The organism is Lentzea sp. NPDC004789 (assembly GCF_053601075.1).
Window position 1 is genome coordinate 60,435 of sequence record NZ_JBSGBE010000031.1, and the last position, 24,303, is coordinate 84,737.

General features: G+C 69.3%; 26 protein-coding genes and 1 tRNA gene. 14 read left to right on the forward strand and 13 right to left on the reverse strand.

The window, feature by feature from the left end; genetic code table 11:
* Position 1 precedes the first annotated feature (1 nt).
* Genes ACWEIJ_RS42310 through ACWEIJ_RS42320 form a run of 3 tightly spaced genes read left to right on the forward strand, consistent with a single transcriptional unit; the run spans position 2 to position 2,276 of the window.
* Positions 2 to 433 carry a universal stress protein gene (locus ACWEIJ_RS42310; protein WP_449842935.1) on the forward strand — a complete coding sequence of 144 codons (432 nt, stop codon included), beginning with the start codon at positions 2 to 4 and terminating at the stop codon, positions 431 to 433.
* A gap of 38 nt (positions 434 to 471) precedes the next feature.
* Positions 472 to 1,458, forward strand: a complete 987-nt coding sequence (locus tag ACWEIJ_RS42315; RefSeq protein WP_449842936.1) for a hypothetical protein — start codon at positions 472 to 474, stop codon at positions 1,456 to 1,458.
* Between the two features lie 44 nt (positions 1,459 to 1,502).
* Complete coding sequence (locus tag ACWEIJ_RS42320) at positions 1,503 to 2,276, forward strand: TIGR02452 family protein (protein ID WP_449842937.1); 774 nt, start codon at positions 1,503 to 1,505, stop codon at positions 2,274 to 2,276.
* Here the strand turns inward: ACWEIJ_RS42320 and ACWEIJ_RS42325 are convergent.
* Together ACWEIJ_RS42325 and ACWEIJ_RS42330 are read right to left on the reverse strand one after the other, a co-directional pair.
* Positions 2,269 to 3,057 (reverse strand): hypothetical protein, encoded by a 789-nt coding sequence (locus ACWEIJ_RS42325; protein ID WP_449842938.1) that lies wholly within the window; start codon positions 3,055 to 3,057, stop codon positions 2,269 to 2,271. The genes ACWEIJ_RS42320 and ACWEIJ_RS42325 overlap by 8 nt on opposite strands.
* A complete protein-coding gene (locus ACWEIJ_RS42330) occupies positions 3,047 to 3,550 on the reverse strand; it encodes a SigE family RNA polymerase sigma factor (RefSeq protein ID WP_449842939.1) in 504 nt (167 codons plus the stop codon). Before ACWEIJ_RS42330 ends, ACWEIJ_RS42325 begins: the two co-directional genes overlap by 11 nt.
* A gap of 147 nt (positions 3,551 to 3,697) precedes the next feature.
* Between ACWEIJ_RS42330 and ACWEIJ_RS42335 the strand changes: the two genes are divergently transcribed.
* The 5 genes from ACWEIJ_RS42335 (at position 3,698) to ACWEIJ_RS42355 (ending at position 8,042) form a co-directional block, all read left to right on the forward strand.
* On the forward strand, positions 3,698 to 4,204 hold the full coding sequence (locus ACWEIJ_RS42335; protein ID WP_449842940.1) for a ribbon-helix-helix protein, CopG family: 507 nt from the start codon (positions 3,698 to 3,700) through the stop codon (positions 4,202 to 4,204).
* Positions 4,205 to 4,270: 66 nt separating this feature from the next.
* The gene (locus tag ACWEIJ_RS42340) at positions 4,271 to 5,113 is read left to right on the forward strand and encodes a DUF4097 family beta strand repeat-containing protein (protein WP_449842941.1); all 843 of its coding nucleotides are present in this window, start codon (positions 4,271 to 4,273) and stop codon (positions 5,111 to 5,113) included.
* Between the two features lie 11 nt (positions 5,114 to 5,124).
* Positions 5,125 to 6,051: an ATP-binding cassette domain-containing protein gene (locus ACWEIJ_RS42345; protein WP_449842942.1), complete on the forward strand. Its 927-nt coding sequence runs from the start codon at positions 5,125 to 5,127 to the stop codon at positions 6,049 to 6,051.
* On the forward strand, positions 6,048 to 6,830 hold the full coding sequence (locus tag ACWEIJ_RS42350) for an ABC transporter permease (RefSeq protein ID WP_449842943.1): 783 nt from the start codon (positions 6,048 to 6,050) through the stop codon (positions 6,828 to 6,830). The genes ACWEIJ_RS42345 and ACWEIJ_RS42350 overlap by 4 nt, the downstream gene beginning before the upstream one ends.
* Before the next feature lie 15 nt (positions 6,831 to 6,845).
* A complete protein-coding gene (locus ACWEIJ_RS42355) occupies positions 6,846 to 8,042 on the forward strand; it encodes a cytochrome P450 (RefSeq protein ID WP_449842944.1) in 1,197 nt (398 codons plus the stop codon).
* Between the two features lie 4 nt (positions 8,043 to 8,046).
* Here ACWEIJ_RS42355 and ACWEIJ_RS42360 read toward each other — a convergent pair whose 3' ends face one another.
* A complete protein-coding gene (locus ACWEIJ_RS42360; protein WP_449842945.1) occupies positions 8,047 to 8,559 on the reverse strand; it encodes an RICIN domain-containing protein in 513 nt (170 codons plus the stop codon).
* Between the two features lie 224 nt (positions 8,560 to 8,783).
* Between ACWEIJ_RS42360 and ACWEIJ_RS42365 the strand changes: the two genes are divergently transcribed.
* On the forward strand, positions 8,784 to 9,599 hold the full coding sequence (locus ACWEIJ_RS42365) for a hypothetical protein (RefSeq protein WP_449842946.1): 816 nt from the start codon (positions 8,784 to 8,786) through the stop codon (positions 9,597 to 9,599).
* Here the strand turns inward: ACWEIJ_RS42365 and ACWEIJ_RS42370 are convergent.
* From ACWEIJ_RS42370 to ACWEIJ_RS42395, 6 genes are all read right to left on the reverse strand, one after another.
* Complete coding sequence (locus ACWEIJ_RS42370; RefSeq protein WP_449842947.1) at positions 9,596 to 10,540, reverse strand: LuxR C-terminal-related transcriptional regulator; 945 nt, start codon at positions 10,538 to 10,540, stop codon at positions 9,596 to 9,598. The genes ACWEIJ_RS42365 and ACWEIJ_RS42370 overlap by 4 nt on opposite strands.
* 63 nt (positions 10,541 to 10,603) lie before the next feature.
* Positions 10,604 to 11,305 carry an SDR family NAD(P)-dependent oxidoreductase gene (locus ACWEIJ_RS42375; RefSeq protein ID WP_449842948.1) on the reverse strand — a complete coding sequence of 234 codons (702 nt, stop codon included), beginning with the start codon at positions 11,303 to 11,305 and terminating at the stop codon, positions 10,604 to 10,606.
* A 51-nt stretch (positions 11,306 to 11,356) separates the two neighbouring features.
* Positions 11,357 to 12,340 carry a fatty acid desaturase family protein gene (locus ACWEIJ_RS42380; protein WP_449842949.1) on the reverse strand — a complete coding sequence of 328 codons (984 nt, stop codon included), beginning with the start codon at positions 12,338 to 12,340 and terminating at the stop codon, positions 11,357 to 11,359.
* Positions 12,341 to 12,415: 75 nt separating this feature from the next.
* Complete coding sequence (locus tag ACWEIJ_RS42385) at positions 12,416 to 13,906, reverse strand: methionine--tRNA ligase (protein ID WP_449842950.1); 1,491 nt, start codon at positions 13,904 to 13,906, stop codon at positions 12,416 to 12,418.
* Positions 13,907 to 13,987: 81 nt separating this feature from the next.
* Positions 13,988 to 14,977: an anion permease gene (locus ACWEIJ_RS42390; protein WP_449842951.1), complete on the reverse strand. Its 990-nt coding sequence runs from the start codon at positions 14,975 to 14,977 to the stop codon at positions 13,988 to 13,990.
* Entirely contained in the window at positions 14,977 to 15,597 is a 621-nt protein-coding gene (locus ACWEIJ_RS42395) for a DUF47 domain-containing protein (protein WP_449842952.1), read from the reverse strand. Before ACWEIJ_RS42395 ends, ACWEIJ_RS42390 begins: the two co-directional genes overlap by 1 nt.
* Positions 15,598 to 15,888: 291 nt before the next feature.
* Between ACWEIJ_RS42395 and ACWEIJ_RS42400 the strand changes: the two genes are divergently transcribed.
* Together ACWEIJ_RS42400 and ACWEIJ_RS42405 are read left to right on the forward strand one after the other, a co-directional pair.
* The gene (locus tag ACWEIJ_RS42400; protein WP_449842953.1) at positions 15,889 to 17,109 is read left to right on the forward strand and encodes a hypothetical protein; all 1,221 of its coding nucleotides are present in this window, start codon (positions 15,889 to 15,891) and stop codon (positions 17,107 to 17,109) included.
* A gap of 142 nt (positions 17,110 to 17,251) precedes the next feature.
* The gene (locus tag ACWEIJ_RS42405) at positions 17,252 to 18,457 is read left to right on the forward strand and encodes a fructose-specific PTS transporter subunit EIIC (RefSeq protein WP_449842954.1); all 1,206 of its coding nucleotides are present in this window, start codon (positions 17,252 to 17,254) and stop codon (positions 18,455 to 18,457) included.
* 7 nt (positions 18,458 to 18,464) lie between these two features.
* Here ACWEIJ_RS42405 and ACWEIJ_RS42410 read toward each other — a convergent pair whose 3' ends face one another.
* Positions 18,465 to 19,250 (reverse strand): ANTAR domain-containing protein, encoded by a 786-nt coding sequence (locus tag ACWEIJ_RS42410; RefSeq protein WP_449842955.1) that lies wholly within the window; start codon positions 19,248 to 19,250, stop codon positions 18,465 to 18,467.
* A 186-nt stretch (positions 19,251 to 19,436) separates the two neighbouring features.
* On the opposite strand from ACWEIJ_RS42410, the gene ACWEIJ_RS42415 reads away from it, so the two are divergent.
* The 3 genes from ACWEIJ_RS42415 (at position 19,437) to ACWEIJ_RS42425 (ending at position 21,030) form a co-directional block, all read left to right on the forward strand.
* Complete coding sequence (locus ACWEIJ_RS42415; protein WP_449842956.1) at positions 19,437 to 19,859, forward strand: ATP-binding protein; 423 nt, start codon at positions 19,437 to 19,439, stop codon at positions 19,857 to 19,859.
* A gap of 131 nt (positions 19,860 to 19,990) precedes the next feature.
* A complete protein-coding gene (locus ACWEIJ_RS42420; protein ID WP_449842957.1) occupies positions 19,991 to 20,644 on the forward strand; it encodes a Crp/Fnr family transcriptional regulator in 654 nt (217 codons plus the stop codon).
* A gap of 68 nt (positions 20,645 to 20,712) precedes the next feature.
* The gene (locus ACWEIJ_RS42425) at positions 20,713 to 21,030 is read left to right on the forward strand and encodes a hypothetical protein (RefSeq protein WP_449842958.1); all 318 of its coding nucleotides are present in this window, start codon (positions 20,713 to 20,715) and stop codon (positions 21,028 to 21,030) included.
* 159 nt (positions 21,031 to 21,189) lie between these two features.
* Here the strand turns inward: ACWEIJ_RS42425 and ACWEIJ_RS42430 are convergent.
* The 3 genes from ACWEIJ_RS42430 to ACWEIJ_RS42440 form a co-directional block, all read right to left on the reverse strand.
* Positions 21,190 to 21,263, reverse strand: a tRNA-Lys gene (locus ACWEIJ_RS42430).
* 68 nt (positions 21,264 to 21,331) lie between these two features.
* Entirely contained in the window at positions 21,332 to 21,952 is a 621-nt protein-coding gene (locus ACWEIJ_RS42435) for a lysoplasmalogenase (RefSeq protein WP_449842959.1), read from the reverse strand.
* Positions 21,953 to 21,990: 38 nt separating this feature from the next.
* A complete protein-coding gene (locus ACWEIJ_RS42440) occupies positions 21,991 to 24,267 on the reverse strand; it encodes a M4 family metallopeptidase (protein ID WP_449842960.1) in 2,277 nt (758 codons plus the stop codon).
* Between the last annotated feature and the right edge of the window lie 36 nt (positions 24,268 to 24,303).

Below are 24,303 nucleotides of genomic sequence, written 5' to 3' on the forward strand. Positions count from 1 at the left end.
CATGACGGTTGTCGTGTGGATCGCCGACGACACCTGGCAGTCCAGTGTGGACGCGGCTCGGGCGCACGGGCCGGATTTCCTGCTGCTGCACGTCAGCGACCACGACGTGCCCGGTGCCGCGCACGGCGCGCTCGCCGGGCTGTTCGGGCGGCACCCGTCCCGCGATCCCGGCCGCAGGCTGGACGACCTCGCCGCGGGCCACGCGGCCCGGTTGCTCGAAGCGGCGGCCGAACGGCTGGGGCTGCCGTGCACGACGTCCGCGCGGGTGGGCCGGGTCGGGCACGAAGTCGTTGCGGCCGCCCGAGACGCCTCTCTGCTCGTGGTGTGCCGCGACGGCGACGTGAGCCACGCCGGTCCGCGCAGCCTCGGCCCGGCGACGCGGTTCGTCGTCGACCACGCGCCGTGCCCGGTGCTGCTGGTCTGGCCGAGCTGAAGTTGCGTGCACGCAAAATTGCGTGTACGCATGTAGGTATGAGAGCAAAAGGCATTGCCTACGACACCGGCTTCGTCCGCCACGGCGAGATTTCGCTGGAGAAGTTCGACCTCGACGTGGTCCGCGAGGACCTGACCGTGATCAGGGACGACCTGCACTGCAACGCCGTGCACCTCGTCGGCGGCTCACCGGAACGGCTGGAGCAGGCCGCGCGCGTCGCGGCCGAGCTCGGGCTGGAGATCTGGTTCTCGCCGTACCCGCTGGAGCTGACGCCGGCCGAGATCCTGGACCTGTTCACCGACTGCGCGCGCCGAGCGGAACGGATCCGGGCCGGCGGTGCCGAGATCGTGTTCGTCACCGGCGTCGAGCTGAGCATCATGAACTCCGGTTTCATGCCGGGAGACGACGTGCTGCAGCGCCTGAGCGGGGTGCTGGGGCAGCCCGAGCGGATGCGCGAGGCCGCCGCCCGGCTGGGCGAGTTCCTCGTCGAGGCCGTCGCCGCGGTGCGGAAGGAGTTCGGCGGCAGGCTCACCTACGCCTGCATCCCGTTCGAGCAGGTCGACTGGACGCTCTTCGACATCATGTCGTTCGAGCTGATCCGGTCGGCCGAGGTCGCCGACCGGTACGCCGAGGGCATCCGGAACGTTGTCGCGCAAGGGAAACCGGTCGCGATCACCGGGTTCAACACGGCCGCGTGGCACGGTTCCGGCGCGGTGGCGCCGCGCAGCATGGAGATCGTCGAGCACGACGAGGCCGGGCTGCCGGTGCGGGTGAAGGACGGGTACGTCCGCGACGAGCAGGAGCAGGCGACCTACCTGCGCGAACTGCTGGAGATCTTCGAGGCCGAGGGCGTGGACGGCGCGTTCGTGTACATGTTCGCGCTCGCCAACTACCCGCATCGGCCGGACGAGCCGAGCCGCGACCTCGACATGGCGAGCCCCGGCATCGTGAAGGTCTACGAGGACGGCACCTGGGAGCCGAAGGCGGCGTTCGGCGCGGTCGCCGAGGTCTACGCGCGGATCTGACGCGGTGAAAACCGCTTGGCGCGCTTGGCACAATTGCCCGCATCATGAGGAGAAGGCTGCGGGCGATCGCCCACGAGACCGTTGCGATCGCGGAGCGGGGTTCCTACGACGGCATCCGGATCGCCGTCGCTCCCGCGGTGGCGGGCACCCGGTTGCACCTGCCGGAGGAAGAGCTTTCCCTTCCGGCGCAGGGAGAACCGCCGAAGATCGAGGTCACCGACGAGTCCACTTTGGAGGCGGCTCGGCGACTTGGCGGTGACCTCGCCTGTCTGGTCTTCGCCTCCGCGCGCAACCCCGGTGGTGGGTTCCTCAACGGTGCGCAGGCACAGGAGGAGAGCGTCGCGCGTTCGTCGGCGCTCTACCCCTGCCTGCTGGCGGCCGGTGACTTCTACGCGCATCACCGCGCGCACGAGGACCTCACCTACAGCGACCGCGTGATCTACTCGCCGAACGTGCCGGTTTTCCGCGACGACGAGGGAAATCTGCTCGCGGAGCCCTACGAGGTCTCGTTCCTCACCGCGGCGGCGCCCAACCTGTCCGCGATCCTGCGCAACCAGCCCGAGCGCGCCGGCGACGTTCCCGCCGCCCTGCGGCGCCGCGCCGTCCGCGTGCTGCGCCTGGCCGCGGCGCATGGCCATCGGCGGCTCGTGCTCGGTGCCTGGGGCTGCGGGGTGTTCGGCAACGACCCCGCGACCGTGGCCCGGGCGTTCCGGACGGCGTTGCGCGACAACAGGTTCTTCGACCACGTCGTGTTCGCCGTGCTCGACCGGCAGCGCGGTGCGCCGACGCTGGCAACATTCGCGGACGCTCTCACCTGACCTCGGTGAACCCGTCCGGGATCTGCGTCTTGAGCTGGGCGAGGTTCTCCGGGGTCGGTGGCAGCCACGTCACGTCGAACGTGGCCGCGCCGTCCTGCACCCAGTGCCAGCGCATCGGCAGGTAGGTGGTGGCGTCGACCCACATCTCGGTCGCCGGCTCCGCCTTGCCCGCAGCGACGTTCAGCCGCACGGTCTGCTTGCCGTTGACGGGATCGCCAGGCCCGGTCACGGTGATGCGGCCGTCCTTGATCGCCTTCTGGATCTTCTCCGGCGTCCACACGTCGTCGTCCGACGGCGTCTCGCCGGGCAGCGACCGGTACGTGCGGGCGCGGTGGTCGACGAAGATGTCACCGGCGGCCGAGCGGCTGAGGTCCACGACGGGCTTGCCGTCCACGGAGGCCCGGTACCGGAAGGCGCTGCCGTCGGCGGCGTGCCACCGTTCGCTCAGGCCCTTCTCGCCCGGCTTGAAGTACTTCTCGCCCTCACCCGCGGGTGCCTGTTCGTGGATCACCATCCCGCGCACTCCGTCGAGCGCGCTGTTCGTCTGCTGAAGCACCTGTGCGACCTCGACCGGTGCGGTCGTCCGGGGTGCTGCGGGCGTCAGCACGACGGCTGCCGCTGCTGCTGCGGTGACCAACGGGACCGCGAGCCAGGCCCAGCGGCGGCGGGACTGCTTGCGCCGCACGGCCGCGAGCAGCGCGGGGGAGTTGGCGGTCACGCCGATGACCTCGGCGTGCAGCACGGTGCGCACGTCGTCGAGCAGTTCGTTGTCAGACACCATGAGCCTTCTCCGTGATCTGTTCTCCGAGCAGTTCCCGCAACCGTGCGACGGCCCGGCTCGTGTGGGCCTTGACCGTTCCTTCCGAGGTGCGCAGTGCTTCCGCGGTCTCCGCCACCGACAGGTCGGCGAAGAACCGCAGCACCACCACTTCCCGTTGCCGCGCGGGCAGTTTCGCCAACGCCCGGCGCACCGCGTCGCGGTCGGCGATCGAGGCGGCGAGGTCGTGGTCGGTCGTCACCTGTTCGACGTTGGTCAGCTCGTGTTCCCGCACCCGTCTGCGGGCCCGGCGCCAGCGGTCGCGCGCCAGGTTGACCAGCACCTGCCGGACGAACGCCTCAGGCGCCGTGTGGACGGACTTCCAGCGCGCCGCCAGCCTCATCAGCGCTGTCTGCAGGATGTCCTCGGCATGGCCGACGTCCCCCACCAGAAGCACAGCCGTGCGCAGCAGCGCGGTCGACCGGTCGAGCACGAACCGGTCGAAGTCGACGCTCATCTCTCGTTGCACGCCCTAGTAGACGACCGGTGGACAGCGCCGGTTGACATCGCGCTGAAAACGCCCTGACCGGCAATGAGCCACTTTGGCACCACTGTTATGCCAAGATGGCTTGTGTGTGGTGCCACCGCGTGCCATAGTGGTGCCATGGACCTGACGCCGTACGTGAACTCCCTCGGTCGCGAGCTGCTGACCGCCGCAGACGCCGGTGGTGCGGACGCCGGTGCGCTGATCGAGCGGCTGACCGTGTCGATGGAGTCGGCGATCCGGCTCGCGCTGCTCGAAGCGCTGTCGGCCGCCGCCGACGAGATCACCCAGGAGCTGGCGCCGGGCTCGGTGCAGGTGCGCCTGCGCGGTCGTGACCCGGAGTTCGTGGTGGCCGTGCCGAAGGCGGAGCAGCCGGTCGAGGAGGTTCCCGCCGCGGCACCGGTCACCGACGCGGGCCTGGAGGACGGGCCCGCGGTGCGGATCAACGTCCGGCTCCCCGAGCCGCTCAAGGCCGCGGTCGAGGAGGCCGCGGGCAGGGAGGGCCGGTCCGTCAACGCGTGGCTGGTCAGGGCCGCGTCGGCCGCACTGCGGTCACCGGGGCGGGACGCCGACGCCGAACCGCGCGGCAAGTTCGCCTCCCAGCGCTTCACCGGATGGGTGCGCTAGCCGCGCTCTCACCTCGCCCCGCTGACCTGCGGGGATGCTCTTCCACCACGTTCTGAGGGGACAGCCATGCCTTCCTACGACTCTCCGCTACCGATCACCGCCACGGTCGACATCTACGTCGGTTACGTGCAGCTCATCGCGAGCGACCGGTTCGACACCGTCGTCGACGTCCGCCCGTCCGACCCCGCGGACTCCTCCGACGTCGAGGCCGCTGAGGCCACCCGCGTCGAGTTCGTCGACGGCGAGCTCGTCGTCCGCGGCCCGAAGCGGACGTTCGACTTCTCCAAGAAGTCCAGGTCCGTCGACGTGGTGATCGAGCTGCCGGCCGGTTCGCAGGCCCGCGTCGACGTCACGGCAGGCAGCGTGCGCGGCACCGGGCAGCTGGGGGAGTGCCGCGTCAAGAACTCGATGGGGCGCATCAACCTCGACCGCACCGGCACGCTGCGCGCCGACACGTCCGCCGGTGACATCACCGTTGGCGACATCGGTGGCGACGCCGACCTGCACTCCGGCACCGGGCAGATCACGGCGGGCAACATCGCCGGCAGCGCCCGCGTCAAGAACTCCAACGGCAACACCGAACTCGGTGCGGTCGCGGGCGATCTGAGGGTGCGCGCGGCCAACGGCAACATCACCGTGGCGCGGGCCGGTGCCGACGTGGACGTCAAGACCTCCATGGGGCACATCAGCATCGGTGAGCTCGTGCAGGGCGAGGCCGGGCTGAACACCTCGATGGGCAACCTGGAGTTCGGCATCGCGCAGGGCACCGCCGCGTGGCTCGACCTCAAGACCGCGTTCGGCCGGGTCAGCAACGAGCTGGACGCGAGCGAGGGTCCCGAACTGCTCGACAACACCGTCCGGATCACCGCGCACACCTCCACCGGCGACATCGTCGTCCGGCGGGCCTGAGGGGAACTTCCGTGAACGCGATCGAGGCGACCGGCCTGCGCCGGTCCTACGGTGACCACGTCGTGCTCGACGGCGTCGACCTGAACGTCAAGCGCGGCACCGTCTTCTCGTTGCTCGGCGCGAACGGTGCCGGCAAGACCACCACGGTCAAGATCCTCTCCACGCTGATCCGCGCGGACGGCGGCAGCGCGACGGTCGCGGGCCACGACGTGGCACGTGATCCCGACGCGGTCCGCCGGGCGATCGGCGTCACCGGCCAGTTCTCCGCCGTCGACGACCTGTTGACGGGCCGGGAGAACCTGAAGCTGATGGCCGACCTGAACCACCTCGGCCGGGCCGAGGGCAGGGTGAAGGTCCAGCTGCTGCTGGAGCAGTTCGACATCGCCGACGCGGCCGACAAGTCCGCCGCCACCTACTCCGGCGGCATGCGGCGCCGGCTCGACCTCGCGATGACGCTGGTCGGGTCGCCGCAGGTGATCTTCCTCGACGAGCCGACCACCGGCCTCGACCCGCGCAGCCGCCGGACCATGTGGGAGATCGTGCGGCGGCTCGTCGCGGACGGCGTCACGATCTTCCTCACCACCCAGTACCTGGAGGAGGCCGACGAGCTCGCCGACCGGATCGCGGTGCTCGACCACGGCCGGATCGTCGCCGAGGGCAGTCCGGACGAGCTCAAGCGGCGCATCCCCGGCGGCCACGTCCTGTTGCAGTTCAACGATCTCCGGCACCTCGAAGCCGCCACGCGGGTCGTCGCCAACGCGTCCCGTGACGGCGAGGCGCTCGCGTTGCGCGTGCCGAACGACGGCAGTGTCGGCTCGCTCAAGGCACTGCTCGACCGGCTCGACGAGAACGCCGTCCCGGTCGACTCGCTCAGCACGCACACGCCCGACCTCGACGACGTCTTCCTCGCTCTCACCGAGAAGGTGAACCAGCCATGACCCACGTGTTGACCGACTCGGCGACGATGGTGCGCCGCAACCTCAAGCGGATGATCCGCTACCCGTCGATGACCCTGCAGCTCATGCTCCTGCCGGTCATCTTCCTGCTGCTGTTCGTGTACGTCTTCGGCGGCACGCTGGGCGCGGGCATCGGCGGGCCGACCGGCGGCCGCGCGGAGTACCTGAACTACGTCACGCCGACGATCGTCCTGATGGCGATCACCGCCGCCGTGCAGGGCACGAGCATCTCGATCGCGATGGACATGACCGGCGGCATCGTGGATCGCTTCCGCACCATGGCGATCGCCCGCGTGTCCGTCCTCACCGGACACGTGATCGGCAGCCTGGTGCAGACGGTGCTCGCGATGTCGCTGGTGTTCGGCGTCGCGGTGGCGATCGGGTTCCGGCCGCGGGCGGACCTGGCCGAGTGGCTCGTGCTGGCCGGTCTGCTGGTGGCCATGGCGTTCGCGCTCATCTGGTTCTCCGCCGCGCTCGGGCTGGTGAGCAAGTCCGTCGAGTCGTCGAGCAACGTCGGCACCCCGATGCTCCTGCTCCCGTTCTTCGGCAACGGTTTCGTGCCCACCGACTCGATGCCCGCGGTGTTGCGCTGGTTCGCCGAGTACCAGCCGTTCACCCCGTTCATCGCCGCCCTGCGCGGACTGCTGATGGGCACACCGATCGGCAACAACGGCTACCTCGCGCTGGGCTGGTGCGTCATCATCGGCTTCGGCGGCTACTTCTGGTCCAAGAAGCTCTTCAACCGCGAATCCACCCGCTGAAGGAGAATTGAGCTCATGCAGCACGGTTTGCCGACGGACCGCGACGTCACCCCGTTCGACCCGCCCAGCCGGATCACCGAGCTGCGGTCGACGCGTCCGGTCAGCCCGATGCTCTTCCCCGACGGTCACGAGGGCTGGTTGGTCACCGGCTACGAAGCGGTGCGAGCCGCGCTGGCCGACGTCAGATTCAGCAACCGGCAGGACCTCGGCATCATCCACGTCCCGTTCCCGACGCCGGGAATGCCGGAGCAGACCGAGCCGTCCCCGCAGACACCGGGACTGTTCATCAGCATGGACCCGCCCGACCACACCCGGTTGCGGCGCAAGCTCACCGGAGCGTTCACCGTCAAGCGGATGAAGGCGCTGGAGGAGGGCATCATCGAGATCACCGAACGGCAGCTGGACGAGCTCGCGAAGCTCACGCCGCCGGTCGACCTCGTGAAGGAGTTCGCGCTTCCGGTGCCGTCGTTGGTGATCTGCGAGATCCTCGGGGTGCCCTACGCGGACCGCGAGACGTTCCAGTCGAACTCAACGAAGTTCATGGAACGCGACGTGAACCTCGAAGACAAGATGGCCGCGTACATGGCGATGCACACGTACCTGTACGAACTGGTCAGCCGCAAGCGCGCCGAGCCCGCCGACGACCTGCTGTCCGACCTGGCCCGCGACGAGGACCTCAGCCTGGAGGAACTCACCGGCATGGCGTTCCTGCTGCTGCTCGCCGGCCACGAGACGACCGCGAACATGCTGGCGCTGGGCACTTTCGCCCTGCTGGAGCACCCGGACCAGCTGGCCCTGCTGCGCGAGGAACCCGAGCTGGTCCCCGACGCGGTCGAGGAGCTGCTGCGCTACCTGGCCGTCGGTGACGTCTTCTTCCGTTACGCGGCAGAGGACATCGAGTTCTTCGGGGAGACGATCCGCGAGGGCTCGACGGTGATCCTGTCGCTGCTGGCGGGCAACCACGACCCCGAGAAGTTCGAACACGCCGACACGCTGGACGTCCGCCGCAACGCCCGCGGGCACCTGTCGTTCGGGCACGGCATCCACCAGTGCCTCGGTCAGCAGCTGGCCCGCATCGAGATGCGCGCCGGGTTCTCCGGGCTGCTGCGCCGGTTCCCGAGCCTGCACCTCGCGGTCGAGGCCCGCGAGGTGAAGCTCAGGACCGACATGAACATCTACGGCGTGCACGCCCTGCCCGTCACCTGGGCCTGAGCTCTCAGCTGATGTTGAGGCGGAACTGCTGTTCCCCGGTGCCCGCCACGCAGTCCCAGATGTTGAGGATCACGCGGTCGTCCGTGCTGGCCCACGGGACGTCGAGGCACCGGTTGCTGTTGCGGTTGACGAAGTTGTAGTACCCGTTGCCGAGGTCGGCGAGCCGCCACTGCTGGGTCAGGCTGCCGTTGCAGTTGAACTGCTGGGTGCGGGCGCCGTTCCACCAGCCGCCGGACTCGATGTCGATGCACTTGCGGCTGCTCTGGTTCGAGATCTCGTAGAAGCCGTCCCGGTTCTGCAGGAACAGGAACTTGGCGGCGGGCGTGTTGTCGCAGTGGTACTGCTGGATCCACGCGCCGTTGTCGCCGGACTGGCCGGCCAGGTTGACGCACTTGCCGCTGTTGCGGTTGATCACCTCGGCGTAGAACGCGCCGGGCGCGGCGCTCGCGGGTGCGGTGATCGTCGCCAGTGCCGCGATCGCCAGACCGGCGGCGAGGGCGAGGATTCTGCTGCGCATTGGTCGTACTCCCAACTGGGTCCGGGTGGTGTGCGGCCAAGCTAGGCAGCGGATTTGGTGCCAGGTAAGGGGAACTGGCGGCCAATGGCCGGTACCGGCCAGGGGGAGATGACCGGATTCGGACAGTGTCCGGATCCGGTCGTTCCGTCGAACGGTGATCACTGACTAGTTTCTGCGCCATGGGATTGCGGAAAGTTCTGCTGGCCTTCGTGATGCTCTTGACGATGGCTTCGCCGGCAGAGGCCTTCGAACCGTGCTACCTGTGGGGGCGATCGGTCTTCGGCATCACGGCCGAGGGTGGGCTGGTGGCGCACAGCTTCTGTCTCGATGCGAACCGCTCTCCCGGCGTGACGCGCTGGAGCGGGCAGAACGTCATCGCGGCCTCGGGCTGGGATGACGTCTCGACGGTGTTCTGGTCAGGGGAGAAGTACAGCTCAGGGGTGTACTACCGGGTCGTCGGCAGCGGGCTGTTCTGGTCCAGCGATCTCGCGAACTGGCGGCAGGTCGGTGCCAAGACCGACTGGAGCTCGTTCAGCTCGCTCACGTCCGCGGAGCCCGGTGCCATCTACGGGACCGAGCCGTCGGGCGCGGTACACCGGTGGGAGCACACGGGCTGGCGGGACGGTGCGGACACGTGGGGCCGGGAAGCCGTGGTGGCCACGATGCCCGCGGGAAGTGTGCTGGACGGCCACACCGGCGCCGGGTTCATCGCCGACACGGGCACCGTGAACGTCTGGAGTGACACCTTCACCAGGTCGAAGATCCGGCTCGTCGTCCCGGACGGGGTGGACCGCGCCACGATCGCGCCGTTCGACCTGGCGGAGCGGTATCCGAACTCGGCGTTCGGCCTCACGTCCAGTGGGAGCAAGCTGGTCCTGCTGCTGCCGGGCACGTGCGCGAAGCTCGAGCGGCCGTGGGTCGCCGGTGATGAGATCGGCGGTGGATACAGGTCGATCTTCGTGGGCGGCTACCAGAAACCGCACGGCACCGGTCCGGTCGAGTGGCAGTGCGACGGTCCTCCTGGCTCAGGCGGCAACTAGTCGAGCCAGCCGTCGCGGACGATCATCGCGGTCGCCGTGATCCGGTTGTCCACGCCGAGCTGGTCGAGTGCGGCGGAGATGTGCCGGCGCACGGTCCGTTCGCTGACGTCGAGATGGCGGGCGATCGCGGCGTCGGTCATCCCGCCGATCATCAACCGCAGCACGGTTCGTTGATGCGCGGAGAACTTGCTGACCGTGCCGCCGTCGTGCAACGGCAGCGCCTGGTTCCACAGCAGCTCGAAGTACATGCGCAGCGCGGCGACGATGACCGGAGCCCTGACCAGCACGGCACCTTCCATGCCGGTGCGGTCGAGGGGCAGCAGGGCCGCCCGGTCGTCGACGAGCACCATCTTCATCGGCAGCTCGGGCAGCACCCGCAGCTGCCACCCACCTTCCGCGCAACGCCGGACCATCTCGCCCGCGAACGGCAGGTCCAGCACCGGTCGGGAGTAGATGTTGCGGAACTGCACGCCGCGTTCCAGCACGGCGGCCGGCGGCACCTTGGCCGACCGGCCGTCCGGCGGGTTGCGGTAGTGCTCGGTCTCGAGGTTCGCGAAGTCGCGTTCGGCGGACAGGCAGAGTTCGACCGACAGCGCGCCGATCTCGGCCGGGTCGGTGTGGACGCTGATGCCGTTGTCGTCGCGCTCCGCATTGGCGACGAATTCTTTCTGCAGTGCGTGCATCTGCTCGCGGACGCGCACGATCATGCGGTGCTGGTCGAGGAGCTGGCGTTGCACGGTGATCAGCGCCTGGTCGACCGCGCGCGACGGTTCGACCGGCACGATCACCGGTTCGCCCACGAACCTCTTGCGGGCGAACCCGGCCTCGACCAGCTCCTCGACCTCCGGCAGGTCGGTGATCGGCAGCTGACCGGCCCGCAGCAGGCGTTGGTAGAGCTCGGCGGCGGGCGCGTTCAGCAACCCGGCCAGCAAGTCCGTCATTCCGATCCCCTCCGCGACGTGGCGGAGAACCTAGCCGACGGCCGCTGAACGGGTTTCACAGCCTCACGCCGTGAAGCCCCCGTCCGCGTTGATGCTGGCACCGGTGACGTACGCACCGGCGTCACCCGCCAGTGCCGCGACGACTTCCGCGATCTCCTCCGGCTTTCCATAGCGGCCCAATGCGGTCAGGCCGCGGATCGTGTCCGCCATCGGCCCGTTCGCCGGATTCATGTCCGTGTCGGTAGGACCGGGGTTGACGATGTTCGCGGTGATGCCCAACGGGCCCAGCTCGCGCGCGAGGCCCTTCGTCATGCCGATGAGCGCCGTCTTGCTGGCGGAGTAGAGGGCGAAACCGGCGAACGGCGCGTACACCGCGACGTTGCTGCCGATGCTGATGATCCGGCCGCCCTCGCGCATGTGCCGTGCCGCCGCCCGTGCCGCGAGGAACGGTGCCCGGACGTTCACGGCCATGGTGTGGTCGAACGCTTCCCGTCCCAGGTCCTCCAACGGCCCGACCTGGAACACCCCCGCGTTGTTCACGAGCACGTCGAGCCGGCCGAACTCGGCCGCTGCCTCGTCCACCGCCGCCACCACGGCGTCCGCGTCGGCGCTGTCCGCCTGGATCGCGAAACCGTTGTCCGGCTTGGTGTTCTGGTACGTGACCGCGACCTGGGCGCCCAGTGCCGCGAGCCTCGCGGCCACCGCGGCCCCGATGCCGCGGCTTCCACCGGTGACCAGAGCCGCTTTGCCTTCAAGTGATCCCATGTGGACCAGCCTGCTGGATTTCCCGCCGCGGAGCTGGCGGGAATCGGACCGTCAGGCGGCGGCTTTCCGCAACGGTGCCGCGACCTCGCTCAGGTGCTCCAGCACGTACCCGTACGACCGGAACAACCCGCACTGCGCATAGGAGATCCCGCGTTGCCGGCAGAACTCGCTCACGATCACCTGCGCGTGCTTCAGGTGCGGCCGGGGCATGCTCGGGAACAGGTGGTGCTCGATCTGGTAGTTCAGCCCGCCGAGCAGGAGGTCGACGAACCAGCCGCCGCGGACGTTGCGCGAGGTCAGCACCTGCTTGCGGAGGAAGTCGAGGGTGTGCCCGGCCGAGAGCACCGGCATGCCCTTGTGGTTGGGGGCGAAGGAACATCCCATGTAGAAGCCCCACAAACCCTGGTGCACCAACACGAACACGATCGCGTGCACGGGCGACAGCACCCAGAACACCACGGCCAGGTAGACCACGACGTTCGCGATCATCAGGTACCGCTCGCGCCCGGAGTACCTGATCGAGTGCCAGTGCAGCGCGAAGCCTTCCAGCAGCAGCAACGGGAAGAACAACACCGCCTGGTGCGAGGTGATCCACCGCCGCGGGCCGCGCTTGGCCTCGCCCTGCCGCCGCGTGAACGCCAGCACCGAGATGTCGACGTCCGGGTCCTCGTCCTCGTGGTTGGGGTTGGCGTGGTGACGGTTGTGCTTGCCGACCCACCAGTCCTGGCTGACCCCGATCAGTCCGCCGTGGACGTAGCCGGCGATCGCGTTCCACCGCTTCGACGCGAAGATCTGCTTGTGCCCCGCGTCGTGTCCGATGAACGCGAGCTGGGTCGTCATCACCGCCAGGACGACGGCGACGGCGAGCTGCCACCACGAGTCGCCGATCAGCGCGAACGCCACCCACGCGCCCCCGTAGACGAGCAGGTTCGCGGTGATGCGGGCGTAGTAGTAGCCGCGCCGCCGGTCGAGCAGGCCGGCCTGCTTGATCTCGGCGGACAGCTGGGCGAAGTCGCTCGCCGGGCGGGGTGCCATTCGCGCAGTATGCCCGGTCGCGACGACCTGGCCGTGCACGAGTGGTGAAGCGGCCGCGAACCGCACGCGTACGGCTCAGGCCTCGAGCCTGGGGAACACCGGACTAGGCGCGGTCACGACCGGCCCGCCGTCGCCGCACTGCGCGGCGATGCGGCGAGCGGCCCCCGGCAGGAACGGCTCCAGGTGCACGGCCAGCTCACGGCAGGTGACGACCAGCTCGCCGAGCACCGCGTCGAGCTCCTCCGCGCGCCCGGCCTTCGCCAGCGCCCAGGGCGCGGTGGCCTCCACGTAGCGGTTGCCCTCGTGGCCGATCCGGACCACGGCCTCGACGGCGCGCCGGAAGTCGAACCCCGCCAGCGCCCGGTCGATCAGGTCCGCTGCTTCGGCCCTCGCGACGCGGAGTTCCCGCGCCGCGGGGTTGTCCGCCGCCGTGGCGGGCACCTGACCGGACCGGTAGCGCCGCACCATCGACACGGTCCGATTGACGAGGTTGCCGATGTTGTTGGCGAGATCCTCGTTGGCACGACCGACAAGCCGCTCCGCGGTGTAGTCCGTGTCGTCCGCGCGAGCCACGTCGCGCAGCATCCACCAGCGCAGGGCGTCGGTGCCGTAGCGGGCGGTGATGTCGGCCGGGTCCTCGGCGTTGCCGAACGACTTGCTGATCTTCTGCCCGCCGGCGGTCAGGTACTCGTGGACGAAGATCGTGGTGGGCAGGGCGAGCCCCGCCGACAGCAGCATCGCGGGCCAGTAGACGGCGTGGAACCGGATGATGCCCTTGCCGATCACGTGCACGCGCTCGTCGCTCTCGGTCCACCAGTGGCGGAAGCCGTCGGGATCGCTGCCGTAGCCGGGGCCGGTGAGGTAGTTGGCCAGCGCGTCGAACCACACGTAGACGACCTGGTCAGGATCTCCCGGCACGGGAATGCCCCAGCCGCGTGCGCGCGTGGTGCTGCGCGAAACGCTGAAGTCCTCCAGCCCGTTGCCCACGAACGACAGCACCTCGCGCTTGCGGGACGCGGGCTCGATCCGGATCGTGTCGCTGGAGATCAGCTCGACCAGGCGGTCCTGGTACCGGCTGAGCCGGAAGAACCAGTTGTTCTCCTCGACCTGCTCCGGCACCGTGCCGTGCTCGGGGCACCGGCCGTCGGCCAGTTCGGCGGGTTGGTAGAACAGCTCGCAGCCCACGCAGTACAGGCCGCTGTAGGTCTTGCGGTAGAAGTCGTCCCGCTCGGCACAGGCCGCCCAGAGCCGGTCGACGCCCGGCTTGTGCCGCGGGTCCGAGCTCGTCCGGATGAAGTCGTCGAACGAGAGGTCGAGCGCGTCACCGAGCTCGATGAACCGCTCCGCCACGCGGCCGACGTACTCGGCGGGGCTGATGCCCTCCGCCTCGGCGCTCTGGACGTTCTTCAGCGCGTTGTCGTCGGTGCCCGTCTGGGCGCGCACCTCGTCACCGCGCTGGCGATGGCGGCGTGCCAGGACGTCCGCCTGGACGAGTTCCAGTGCGTGTCCCACGTGCGGTTTGCCGTTCACGTAAGGGATCGCGGTCATGACGTTGTAGCGGCTCATGGCGCTCCCTCCTGTGTCCGTTCGACGGTACCGGAGCTTTCGCCGTCCGCTGAACGGTTTATCGCTGTCCCTTGTGGACGGTCACAGCAAGGTCACCACGCCGTACGCGCCGGCGGCGACGGTGGCGGAGGCGGGCAGGGTCAGCACCCAGCCCTTGGCGATGTCCGCGGCCACCGCCCAGCGCACCGCCGAGCGGCGGGTGGTCGCACCCACGCCCATCACGGCCGAGGTGATCACGTGCGTGGTGGAGATCGGGGCGTGGAACACGAACGCGGTCAGGTACAGCACGGAGGAAGCCGACAGCTCGGCGGCGAAGCCGTGCGGCGGGGTGAGGTGGAAGATGCGCCTGCCCAGGGTGCGCATGATCCGCAGGCCGCCCGCGTAGGTTCCGGCCGACAACGCCAGCGCGCACGCGAGGATCACCCAGAACGGCACGGAGTAGCCGGTCTGGTTCCCGGTGACGACCAACGCCAGCACGATGACGCCCATGCTCTTCTGGGCGTCCTGCAATCCGTGCCCCAGGGCGAGGCTCGCCGCGGAGAACACCTGCGCCCGGCGCATCAGGCGCCCGGCGCGGTGCGCGTTGGCGTCGCGGAACGCCCACATGATCGTCGTCATCACCAGGTAGCCGAGCACCAGGCCGACGACGGGGGAGACCACCATGGGGATGACGACCTTCTCCAGCACACCCGCCCAGTGCACGGTCGTCGTGGAGGCGAGCGCCGCCCCGACCAGGCCGCCCACCAGGGCGTGCGAGGACGACGACGGCAGGCCGAAGTACCAGGTGACCAGGTTCCAGGTGATCGCTCCGGCCAGCGCGGCGGTGACCACGTGCAGCGCGTCGTCGCCGACCGGGGTCTCGATGATGCCCGAGGCGATCGTGACGGCGACGCCGGTGCCGAGCAGCGCGCCCACCAGGTTCATCACCGCCGCGAGCGAGAGCGCGGCACGCAGCGTGAGCGCACGGGTGGACACCGCGGTGGCGATGGCGTTGGCCGCGTCGTGGAAGCCGTTGGTGAAGTCGAAAGCGAGCGCGAGCACCACCACGACCACCAGTCCGGCGGTCAGCATCACGCTTCCTTGACCGCGATCGAGTGCACCGCGTTCGCCACGTGTTCGAAGGCGTCGGCGGCGGCCTCCAGCTCGTCCACCACCTCCTTGAGCTTCATGACCTCAAGGGCGTTGCGCTCACCGTTGAACAGCTCGGACAGCAGCCGCCGGTACACCTGGTCGGCCTCGTTCTCCAGCTGGTTGACCTCGACCCAGAACGCGGTCAGCTCCTGCGGTTCGGCGAGCCGCGGCATCGCCTCGGCGGTGAGCCGGGCCGCCCGGCACAGCAGGTCGGCCTGCACCCCGACCCCGTCCGGCAGCTCGCCCACCCGGTACAGCGTCGCGAGGTCGACCGCGGCGTCCATGTGGTCGACGACGTCGTCCAACCTGGACGCCAGCCGGTAGATGTCCTCCCGGTCGAACGGCGTGACGAAGGACCGGTCCAGGTGCTCGATGATGGCGTGAGTGGCGTCGTCGCCCGCGTTCTCCAGCGCGTGCATCCGCGCCGCCAGTTCCGCGCGCTGCTCGGCGGGCGCGCGCACGAACTCGCGCAGCAGCTCGACGCTGGCGCCGATGTTCGCGCCGATCTCGGCGAACAGCTCGAAGAACCTCGCGCCCGTCGGCTTGCGGCTGATGCGCATTCGGCAGTCCCTCAGTCGCGTCTGTCTGTGCTGACGCGCCTGTCTACCCGCTCGGACGGCGGGCAAAACATCCGCGGAGTCGGCTCTTGACGGGGGCACGGCTCGCGGAGGCCGGGACCGGGCCGGCCAATACCCATCTGGTCGCGGGCGACTACCCAATCGACGCGTTCCCCATTGTTCCGGGCCGGCCAGAACGTACATCTTCGCTGCTGTCCACGCAGGTGGAAGCCACCACAGCAGGTTCTGACGGCCCGGTACCGGGCCAGAACGGTGAGAGCAATGAGAAACGGAATGAGGGCATCACGGCTCGGCGTGCTCGCCGCCGCTGCCGCGGCCGTCGCGATGACGGCGATCCCGGCGGTCTCGTCGGTCGCAGAGGCGTCACCCGCCCCTGGTGCCGGTGCGGCGCAGTCCGGTGACTCGGTGTGGAAGGAGGTCGACGCGGTCGCGCAGAAGGCCTCCGCGCTGGGGGTTTCGTCCGATTCCGACCCGGTGCTGATGCTACCGGCCGGTACGCCCGCCACCGACCTGGCGGGGGTCGTCGCCTCCCTCCCGGCCGCTGGGAAGGTCGCCGTGCGGACCAGCCAGTTCAGCAAGAGTGAACTGGACTCGATCCAGAAGACGGTGATGGACCGCAAGTTCAGCGCGGACGCGGGGAAGTACGGGATCTCCAGCACCTACGACGCGAAGACGGACAAGGTCGTCGTCACCACCGATGCGCCGGCGTCGGTCACGGACGGTCTGAACAAGTCCTACGCGGGCAAGGTCGAGATCCACCGGGGCCGCTTCGAGTCGCAGAACGGAATCGACCGCTTCAACGACGGCTACCCGTTCTACGGCGGAATCTCGCTCATCAACAGCCGCAACGGGGGCGTCTGCACGGCAGGCGTCGCTGTCGAGAGCGTCTTCACCGGTCAACGGGCGCTGACGACCGCAGCGCACTGCGACACGGACGGCGACACCTTCATGAACAAGGACCACCGCGGACACTGGGGACAGCAGGTCGGCTCGGTCGACATGCGTGACACCCACCTCGACGTCTCGCTCCTGCACGGGCTCGCCTACGACGGTTGGATCTACACGGGCGGGACCGAGTACAGCACCTCCAAGATCTTCGTGCACGGCGGCTCCGGCGTGTGGAACGGCCTGATGCTGTGCGTCAGCGGTCAGACGACGTTCAACCACTGCGGTCACCCCGTCTCGAACACGAACTACAGCATCCGCTGGAGCGCCAGCGACGCGGGTATCGACAACGGCAACGGGTTCCTCTACGACCAGGGCGGAAACAACGCGCCGTTCTTCAACAACGGCAAGCTGACCGAAGCCGGTGACTCCGGCGCCCCGATCTTCGACACCGACCAGACGGGGTCGGCCGCCTTCATCGCCGGCACGCACTCGGGTGTCGTCTGGCTCTGGGACGGCGGCCGCTGCGGATGCTCCATCCCGCACATGGTGGGTTCCAAGATCGGTCCCCTGCTGCAGAGCTACGCCCTCGGCCTGGTCACTCACTGAGCACCAGGACGCAGTCCGGCTGACGCCCGGGGGAGGCGGTCTTCACCGCCCGCCTCCCTCCGGGGTCCCGCAGCGCCACCCCCGACCCGTACCCGCGCGCCGCGGCCTCCGCCGACGGCACCCACGAACCTGGAGAACCACCATGGCCCGTCCGAGTGCCCGCGCCCAGCGGGCCGCACAGCCGCAACTCACCTTCCCGGACCGGACAGCCGCACAAGGCGCGAACGCCCTCGCGAAGCTCGGCAGCTGGATCCGGTCCGGCACTCCCCATCTGGTGTTCCTCACCTCGGTCACCGCCGTCCTGATCGTCCTCGGCTTCGCGCTCAGCGGCCCGGACGTCACCGCCTCGTCCGCGGGGCTGCTGTCCGCCGGTGACTGGACCCAGCCGGCCACGTGGGGAGCCCTGCTCTACCGGACCGGGATGATGGCGCTGACCTACGTCGTCCCGACCGCCGTCAGCGGATACGTCGCCTACGGTCTGGCGGGCGGTCCGGCGCTGCTGCCCGGCATCGTCGGCGGCCTGACCGCCATGGGCATCGGCACCGGCCCCCTCGGCGGCCTGCTCGCCGGCCTGACCGCCGCCGCGGCGGCCGGCGCACTCACCAGGCTCACCGTCCCGAAGGCGCTGCGGGGCCTCACCTCCGCCGTCCTGGTCCCCGTTCTGGCGACCGCGGCCACCGCGTTCCTGACCATCGCGGTTCTGGGCCAGGCGCTGAACGCGTTCACGAACTGGCTGCACGGACAGCTGGTCGACCTCGAGTTCCTGAGCCTGCCGCTGCTCGGCCTGGTCGCCGGCGCGCTGGTGTGCTCCGACCTCGGCGGGCTGGTCACGAGGTCGGTCATCGCGTTCGGCTCGATGGAGGTGATCGGGGCCGATCCGTCGAAGCTGAGCCCGATCAACATGACCATCATGGCGGCCATCGTGGCGGCCGGCATGGTTCCGCCGCTGGCCATGACGCTGGCCACCGTCGTGCGCGGCAAGTCGTTCACGGAGGCCGAACGCAAGTACGGCAAGGCCGCCTGGCTGTTCGGTCTCGTCTCGGTCCCCGAGGGCGTGACCCCGCTGGTGCTCGGTGACCCCCTTCGGGTCATCCCGGCGTGCATGGCGGGTGGTGCCGTGACCGGTTCCCTGATCGCGAACTTCGGCGCCACGGTCAGCCGTGCCGACGGTGGACTGTTCGGCGTCGCGGACTTCGGGAAGCCCCTGCTGTTCCTGGCCGCCGTCGCGGCAGGCGTCCTGACCACCGCCGCGGTCACCATCGGCCTGAAGGCACTTCGCCGTCCGGCGGTCGCCCAGGCCCCGAAGCACGTGGCGCGGAACCGGAAGGTCGCGCCCGTGGCCGGGTGACCCTCGGTCAGGACAGCACGACCGAGTCGAGCAGGTTCTTGGCCACGTCGCGCAGTTTGACGTTCTCGTGCTGCGACCGCTCCACGAGCATCGAGAAGGCCTCGTCCGGGGTGCACTTGTGCACTGCCATCAGGACGCCTTTGGCCTGATCGATGACGGCACGTGACACCAGCGCTCGTTCAAGCTGCTCGATTTGTTCGCGGGAGCGTTGCCACCGTTGGGCGCTGCTGATCGTGGCCGAGGCCGCCGTGGTGAACAGGCGCATGAGGCCCTCGTCGAACGGGTCGAAGGCCGCTGCGGTGTGGCTGTAGATGTTGAGCGAACCGACGTGTTCGGCCTGCGTCCGGTCGGTGGCCGGCAGGATCACGGGGACCGACAGGTAGGCGCGGATGTCCTGCTCCGCCGCCGCGGCCTCGAACTCCGGCCACTCGTCGCGGTGCTCGCCGACGACCGCGCGGACGGGCTCCAGGGTGCGGGCGGACTGCAGGCACGGGCCGCGATCGGCGCTGTACTGCTTCTCGTCGACGTCGACGAGAAGGCGGTCCGTGGCGGCCGCGGTGCGCGGTTGCCGCAGCGTCACCACGGAGACGGTCACCGCGTCGGCGTCGGGGATCGCCTTCGCCGCGGTCTCCGCGAGCCGCTGCAACGCGTCGTCGAGCGATTCCTCGCCGGTGAGCGCGTCACGCAACACCTCCAGCGCGTCAGCGGTCTCGTCGAGGCGCTCCAGCGCGTCGGGGCGGTCACCGTTGAGCGACTGATCAGACGGTGGAACCGTTCGCACGTCGTCGGCCATGCCACGCACTCCTTCGCCGTCGGGTGGAACCCACGGCGCCAGCTGCTCGACGCACGTTCAACGCATGATACGACTGTTGAACACCTCGGCGCCGGGTTGCGGAAGTGCGGAAGCCGAACCGTCCCGCGATGGTGGTCTAGCCTGAGCCGGTCCGGCCTGCCGCGCGTGCCAACCCGGAGGCGCCCCGTGACGACGATCGGCGACGATTCGACATCCGTCGTCCTGGACCTGCCTGTCGAACCGACGAGCACGGTGGCGCAGTTGCGCGTCCGCCTCGCCGCCACGCTGGACGATCTCGGCGAGGACCACCGCTACGACGTGTTGCTCGTCATGACCGAACTCGTGAGCAACGTGTTGGACCACACGGCGGGCACCGGCCGGCTTCGCGTCCTCCGGAGTCTCGCTCACTGCGAGATCACCATCGAGGTCGACGACACCTCGGAACTTCGGCCTGTGCACGGACGCTTCCGGCTCGGCGGTATGCGAGGCCGCGGCATAGTGGTGATCGACAAACTGGCCCGCGAATGGGGCACGAGATCTCTGGCGGACGGCGGTAAAACCGTGTTCGCGGCGGTGGGCTGCCCAGCCGGGGTGACCGGGACGACGTAGCCGGTGTCCAGATAGGACAGTTCTCGCCGCGGTGGAATGGCCGCCATCCGGTCACACCCATCGGCTCGAATTCGGTGGGATTAGATCGATCGGGGCAGTGACCACCGTGCTGATCCGTGAATCATGGAAGCATGGGGATCGACCAGTCGTTCTGGGAGATGCTCGACGTCGCGGACCGGAACGCGCTGCAGGCTGCGGCGACCCGCGTGACGTTCGAGGCCGGATCGGTGATCTGCCATCAGGGGGACAGGTCGCGGAACATGCTCGTCGTGTCCCGCGGACGCGTGCGGGTCAGCCGGTTCACCCTCAGCGGCGAGGAGACCGTGCTCGCGGTCCGCGGGCCCGGCGAGATCATCGGTGAGCTCTCCGCCATCGACGGCGGCGGCCGTTCCGCGACGCTCACGGCGGTGGATCCCGTGCGCGGCATGGTGATTTCCGCCCACGCGTTGAAGAGGCTGTGCGAGGAACACCCGAAGATCGTGTGGGCGGTGCTGTGCGTCGTGGTGTCGCGGCAACGGGCGACGGGCGATCAGCAGGACCTCCGTACCGGCCCCTCGTTGCACCGGGTGGGTGCCGTGCTGCTCGACCTCGCGCATCGCGGGACCAGCGACATGATCGCGACGGTGCCGCTCAGCCAGCGGGAGCTCGCCGGAATCGCCGGCATCTCGCGCGAGACGCTGGCGCGGGCGTTGAAGACGTTGCGGGAGGCCGGGATCATCGAAACCCGCCGCACCAGCATCGAAATTCTACGCGAGGACGCACTTCGCTCCTTGTGTGGCATATGACGCAAACTTCTCGGCGCGACGGCGTTCTCCTTGGTGCACAAGACACCGAGGACACATCAGGAGCCGTCATGAAGCACCACCCGTTGCCGGAAGCCAGCTCCCGCAAGCAGAAGGCGCGTGCACGCCGCAAGCACACCGAACACGTGCTGCTCGCCGTCGTCTTCACCGCCGTCGAGCTGTGGGCCGTCGTCGCCGTGGTGGTGCTGCTCGACGACGGCGGAGTGCTCGCGGTCGCGGCCTCGGTCGTGCTGTCGGCCGCGATGATCGCCGTGTGGGACACCTGGAAGTCGGTTTTCGCCACCGCACGGGCGTTGCGTTCACCGGTGCCGGAGGAGGAGCCGCCGGCCGTCGAGGCAGACCACGAGATCAGGCTGGTACGGCTGTAGAGCCAGGTGTGGCCGCGACAAGGGGGAGCGGTCACACCGCCCAGCTCGACGCTCGGCGAATCCGCGAGACCGAGTTCGGCGTTCCGAAGGCCGGCGGGGTGCCACGCGCGGAAATGCGAAGAAGCAGGTAGAGACGAATCTCTACCTGCTTCTTCGGAGTACGCCGCCAGGGACTCGAACCCCGGACCCGCTGATTAAGAGTCAGCTGCTCTAACCAACTGAGCTAGCGGCGCCTGTCTCTTGTGCCGGAGCCTTGCGTTTCCGACACGAAGAACGTTAGCACAGGGCATCCACCGGGTTTTCACGCGGGGTCCCCGGTCCGCTCGAACCCGGTGTGGATCAGCCACTGCGCCGCCGCGTAGGTGGGCATCACGCCCGCCGACGCGACCTGGGCCGCGCGTCCTCTGAGGACGAACCGGCTGGCGCCGAGCAGGGCGTCCGACACCGCGAAGAGGGCTGCACCACCGAAAACCCGCCGTGCGCCCGCACCGCGGACGGTCGAGGCGGCGGCCACCATGGTGCCGAGCGTGAGTGCGTAGAGGCCGACCGGGCGGCCCGTCGAGGGGCCGGCGGCGCGGGCGAACGCGGCTGCGGCGGCGGCGGAGGCGGTGACGACCGGCACGACGGCCTTGCGGGCGCCCGGTTGTGATCTGCGCATCAGTGCGGCGGTGTAGCCGAGGTGTGCGACGAGGAAGCTGAAGAGTCCGGCGCGGAACGCGCGGTCCGAGTCGCCGAGCAGGGCCACGTCGCCCGCCCACGAGCCGGCCAGGCCGATCGCCATGCCGGGGTCGCGGGGAGGGGTGGCCGTGGCCAGGAGGGGCATGAGGGCGGTCTTCGTCACGGACCGCAGGGCCCTGGTACGACGCACGGTTGCCGCGATCGAGTCCACGATCGCGGCAACCGCGTAGACCTGCTTCTTCATGAGCACCTCTCGCTTTCGAGGTGCTCAGGTTAGACCGGTCAGCTCAGCGTCAGTGCCGTGTCGTCGATCACGAACGACGTCTGCGCCGAGGTGTCCTCCACGCCGGTGAACTTGAAGGTCACGGTCTGGCCCGCGAACGAGGACACGTCGAACGTCTTGAGCACGTAGCCCGACGCGGCGTTCACGTTGGAGAAGGTGCCGAGCGTGGTGGTGCCCGCGGTGACGGTCAGCTTGTCGTAGACGGTGCTGCCGGTCTCGGAGGTGTCGATGTGCAGGTAGAAGCTCAGCGACGCCTTGCAGCCCGCGGGGATCGTCACCGACTGGGACAGCGAGTCGGTGTGCGACGAGCCGTAGCCGTTCAGCCAGGACGACCAGGTGCCGGAGTGGGCCGGCTGGCCGTTCGAGCCGTGCTGGCCGATGACGCCGGAGGTCGCCGTCCACGAGGCGGCGCCGGACTCGAAGCCCGGGTTGGCGATCTTCTGGCCGGAGCAGTTGCCGCCGCCGGTGCCGACGGTCCAGCTGAACGACGCGGAGCCGCTCTTGCCGGTGCTGTCCTGCGCGGTCACCGTGACGTTCGAGGTGGCGGCGGTGGTCGGGGTGCCGGAGATGGTGCCGGTGCCCGAGTTGATCGACAGGCCGGCGGGCAGGCCGGTCGCGGACCACGTGTAGGGCGCGGTGCCGCCGCTCGCCGACACCGGCAGGTTCACCGCGGTGCCGACCGTGCTCGACTGGTTGCCGGGGTTGCTGACCGTGACGGTGCCGGTCGCGCTGCACGTCGGGTCGGCCGACTGCGCGGGGACGCTGACCGCGTCCCAGGCCGCCTTGACCGTGTTGAACTCCGCGCAGCTACCGGGGTAGAGGTTCTTCGCGGCGGTCAGCGTCCAGGTGCGGTACTTGAGGTACGAGCTGCCGGACGTCTTGAGCAGCATGGCGTTGTAGAAGATCTTGATGGCCTTCTCGACGCCGAGACCCGTGATCGTGGTGTTGTTGCAGGTGGTGCTGGTCGGCTGGCCGTTGGTCGGGTTCGTGCCCTGCGAGAGCAGGTAGAACCAGTGGTTGCCGGGACCGGCGGCCGCGTGGACCTCGGTGCTCGGGATCGAGCTGGAGTAGCAGTTCGCGTGGCCGAGCGCGGACGGGTTGTACATGTTGCGGATCGGGCCGCTGCCGACGAGGTTGATCGTCTCGCCGACGAGGAAGTCCGGGGTGTCGTAAGGCGACGGCTCGTTGGCGAACCACTCGGTGGTGGCGCCGAAGACGTCCGCGACGAACTCCTGCGTGCCGGAACCGGAGATGCCGCCGGGGGTGTGGTCGTCGATGCCGTGGCCGAGCTCGTGCGCGACGACGTCGAGCGAACCGATCCACTGGCCGGCGGTGTTCTTGCCGATCTGGACCTGGCTGCCGTCGTAGTAGGCGTTCTGGTCGTTCAGGCCGACGCGCATCGGCCAACCACCGCCGTTGCCGTCAAAACCGTTGCGGCCCAGCCACTGCGTGAGCATCTTCGACTCGGTCTGCGCCGCGAAGAGCACGTCGACGCAACCGGTCTCGCGGTTGGTCTGGGTGCCGTTGCCCCACGTGTCGGTGGACTTGGTGAACGTCGTGTTGTTCGCCGCGTCCTGGCAGCTGACGTTGGTGAGGTTCGGGTCCTTCATGGAGTACGTGCCACCGGACTGCGTGGTGGCGATGGTGACGGGGTTCGGCCCGTTCCAGCCACTGGTGCCGGTGCCGTGCAGGACGTGCTCCTGCTTGTGCAGCACCTGGCCGGTGGCGGCGTCGACGATCACGTCGAGCTTGCTCGGGCCCTCGTCGTCCCGGCCGACGACCGAGACCTTCCAGGCGAGCTTCGGCGTGGAGTCGAGCGCGTAGACGACCTGCTCCGCGGCACCCGTGCTGTCCACCTTGGACAGCGCGGACTTGGCGGTGGCCTCGGCCTGGGCCTTGGTGACCGTCGCGGTGGTGCTGGGGAGATCGATCGTGGAGTTCTGGTCGACGGAGGTGTGCAGCACCTGGCCGGTCGCGTTGGTGACGACGACGAAGTCGCCGCCCACCACGGACATTCCCTTGTAGGTCCGCTCGTACGGGATGTACTTCAGCCCGTTCGTCGACGAGATGACGCCGTGGCGGACGAACGAGTCGTTCGCGCTGGCGTGCAACTGGGACGGCTTGCTGTCGACCAGGCTCGCGGCCGCGTCCACCGCCATCGCGTCGGCGGTCTGCGCCGGCGGCTGGGCGACGGCACTGTTCGCGCCGGTTTGGGTGAGAACGGCTGCGACAAGTGTTCCTGCCGCGGCCAGCACGAGAGAGCGTCTCGCTTGCATTGGTTCTCCTCGTTGCAGGGCGAAGGCACCGGCTCG

Bases quoted from the DNA above. Each gene is read 5' to 3' on its own strand.
- ACWEIJ_RS42310 (WP_449842935.1), top strand. From the start codon at position 2: ATGACGGTTGTCGTGTGGATCGCCGACGACACCTGGCAGTCCAGTGTG.
- ACWEIJ_RS42315 (WP_449842936.1), top strand. From the start codon at position 472: ATGAGAGCAAAAGGCATTGCCTACGACACCGGCTTCGTCCGCCACGGC.
- ACWEIJ_RS42320 (WP_449842937.1), top strand. From the start codon at position 1,503: ATGAGGAGAAGGCTGCGGGCGATCGCCCACGAGACCGTTGCGATCGCG.
- ACWEIJ_RS42325 (WP_449842938.1), bottom strand. From the start codon at position 3,057: ATGGTGTCTGACAACGAACTGCTCGACGACGTGCGCACCGTGCTGCAC.
- ACWEIJ_RS42330 (WP_449842939.1), bottom strand. From the start codon at position 3,550: ATGAGCGTCGACTTCGACCGGTTCGTGCTCGACCGGTCGACCGCGCTG.
- ACWEIJ_RS42335 (WP_449842940.1), top strand. From the start codon at position 3,698: ATGGACCTGACGCCGTACGTGAACTCCCTCGGTCGCGAGCTGCTGACC.
- ACWEIJ_RS42340 (WP_449842941.1), top strand. From the start codon at position 4,271: ATGCCTTCCTACGACTCTCCGCTACCGATCACCGCCACGGTCGACATC.
- ACWEIJ_RS42350 (WP_449842943.1), top strand. From the start codon at position 6,048: ATGACCCACGTGTTGACCGACTCGGCGACGATGGTGCGCCGCAACCTC.
- ACWEIJ_RS42355 (WP_449842944.1), top strand. From the start codon at position 6,846: ATGCAGCACGGTTTGCCGACGGACCGCGACGTCACCCCGTTCGACCCG.
- ACWEIJ_RS42360 (WP_449842945.1), bottom strand. From the start codon at position 8,559: ATGCGCAGCAGAATCCTCGCCCTCGCCGCCGGTCTGGCGATCGCGGCA.
- ACWEIJ_RS42365 (WP_449842946.1), top strand. From the start codon at position 8,784: ATGGCTTCGCCGGCAGAGGCCTTCGAACCGTGCTACCTGTGGGGGCGA.
- ACWEIJ_RS42370 (WP_449842947.1), bottom strand. From the start codon at position 10,540: ATGACGGACTTGCTGGCCGGGTTGCTGAACGCGCCCGCCGCCGAGCTC.
- ACWEIJ_RS42375 (WP_449842948.1), bottom strand. From the start codon at position 11,305: ATGGGATCACTTGAAGGCAAAGCGGCTCTGGTCACCGGTGGAAGCCGC.
- ACWEIJ_RS42380 (WP_449842949.1), bottom strand. From the start codon at position 12,340: ATGGCACCCCGCCCGGCGAGCGACTTCGCCCAGCTGTCCGCCGAGATC.
- ACWEIJ_RS42385 (WP_449842950.1), bottom strand. From the start codon at position 13,906: ATGAGCCGCTACAACGTCATGACCGCGATCCCTTACGTGAACGGCAAA.
- ACWEIJ_RS42390 (WP_449842951.1), bottom strand. From the start codon at position 14,977: ATGCTGACCGCCGGACTGGTGGTCGTGGTGGTGCTCGCGCTCGCTTTC.
- ACWEIJ_RS42395 (WP_449842952.1), bottom strand. From the start codon at position 15,597: ATGCGCATCAGCCGCAAGCCGACGGGCGCGAGGTTCTTCGAGCTGTTC.
- ACWEIJ_RS42400 (WP_449842953.1), top strand. From the start codon at position 15,889: ATGAGGGCATCACGGCTCGGCGTGCTCGCCGCCGCTGCCGCGGCCGTC.
- ACWEIJ_RS42405 (WP_449842954.1), top strand. From the start codon at position 17,252: ATGGCCCGTCCGAGTGCCCGCGCCCAGCGGGCCGCACAGCCGCAACTC.
- ACWEIJ_RS42410 (WP_449842955.1), bottom strand. From the start codon at position 19,250: ATGGCCGACGACGTGCGAACGGTTCCACCGTCTGATCAGTCGCTCAAC.
- ACWEIJ_RS42420 (WP_449842957.1), top strand. From the start codon at position 19,991: ATGGGGATCGACCAGTCGTTCTGGGAGATGCTCGACGTCGCGGACCGG.
- ACWEIJ_RS42425 (WP_449842958.1), top strand. From the start codon at position 20,713: ATGAAGCACCACCCGTTGCCGGAAGCCAGCTCCCGCAAGCAGAAGGCG.
- ACWEIJ_RS42435 (WP_449842959.1), bottom strand. From the start codon at position 21,952: ATGAAGAAGCAGGTCTACGCGGTTGCCGCGATCGTGGACTCGATCGCG.
- ACWEIJ_RS42440 (WP_449842960.1), bottom strand. From the start codon at position 24,267: ATGCAAGCGAGACGCTCTCTCGTGCTGGCCGCGGCAGGAACACTTGTC.